The following is a 1247-nucleotide window of genomic DNA, read 5'->3' on the forward strand; positions in this document are numbered from 1 at the left end:
GAGCCCTGGGACGGCCCTGCCGCCGTCTGCTTCTCCGACGGCAAGAAGATCGGCGCCGTGCTCGACCGCAACGGCCTGCGCCCCGGTCGCATCTGGGTGACCGAGGACGGCCTGGTCGTGCTCGCCTCCGAGGTCGGCGTCCTCGACATCGACCCCTCCACCGTGGTCCAGAAGATCCGCCTGCAGCCGGGCAAGATGTTCCTGGTCGACACCGAGGCCGGTCGCATCGTCACCGACGACGAGCTCAAGTCCGAGCTGGCCGCCGCGCAGCCGTACCAGGAGTGGCTCGACGCCGGCGTGAGCCGCCTGGCCGACCTGCCCGACCGCCCGCACGTGCACATGTCGCACGACCGCGTGCTGATCCGTCAGCAGATCTTCGGCTACACCACCGAAGACCTGAACCTGCTGATCACGCCGATGGCCAAGACCGGCGGCGAGGCACTGGGCTCGATGGGTACCGACACCCCGATCGCGGTGCTGTCGAACCGGTCGCGCCTGCTGTTCGACTACTTCTCCCAGCTGTTCGCGCAGGTCACCAACCCGCCGCTGGACGCGATCCGGGAGAAGGTCGTCACCAGCCTCAAGCGCAACATCGGCCCCGAGGCCGACCTGCTGCACCCCGGCCCGGAGTCGTGCAAGCAGATCGCGCTCGAGCAGCCGATCCTCGACAACGACGAGCTGTCCAAGCTGGTCCACATCAACGACGACGGCAGCCACGCCGAGCTGCGCTCGGTGGTCGTGCGCGGCCTGTACCCGGTCGCCGAGGGCGGCGAGGGCATGCGCAAGGCGCTGGCCGCGATCAACACCCAGGTGTCGGCGGCCATCGACGGCGGCGCGCGGATCATCGTGCTGTCCGACCGCGAGTCCAACGAGAAGCTGGCGCCGATCCCGTCGCTGCTGCTCACCTCCTCGGTGCACCACCACCTGGTGCGCGAGCGCACCCGCACCATGGTCGGCCTGGTCGTCGAGGCCGGTGACGCCCGCGAGGTGCACCACATGGCGATGCTGGTCGGCTTCGGCGCGGCCGCGATCAACCCGTACATGGCCTTCGAGACCATCGAGGACATGCTCGAGCGCGGCTCGCTGCAGATCCCTGGCTCGACCGGTGACCTGGCCGCCGACTACCGCAAGGCCGTCGCGAACTACTGCACCGCGGCCAGCAACGGCGTGCTCAAGGTGATGTCCAAGATGGGCATCTCCACCCTCGCCTCCTACAACGGCGCCCAGCTGTACCAGGTCATCGGCCT

General features: G+C 69.0%; 1 protein-coding gene. It reads left to right on the top strand.

The features are described 5' to 3' along the window. Positions 1–1247, top strand: a 1247-nt coding sequence (locus ACWDNU_RS46205) for a glutamate synthase central domain-containing protein (protein WP_449673490.1), incomplete at both ends; no start/stop codon positions are given.

The sequence above is a fragment of the Amycolatopsis sp. NPDC003676 genome (assembly GCF_053587275.1).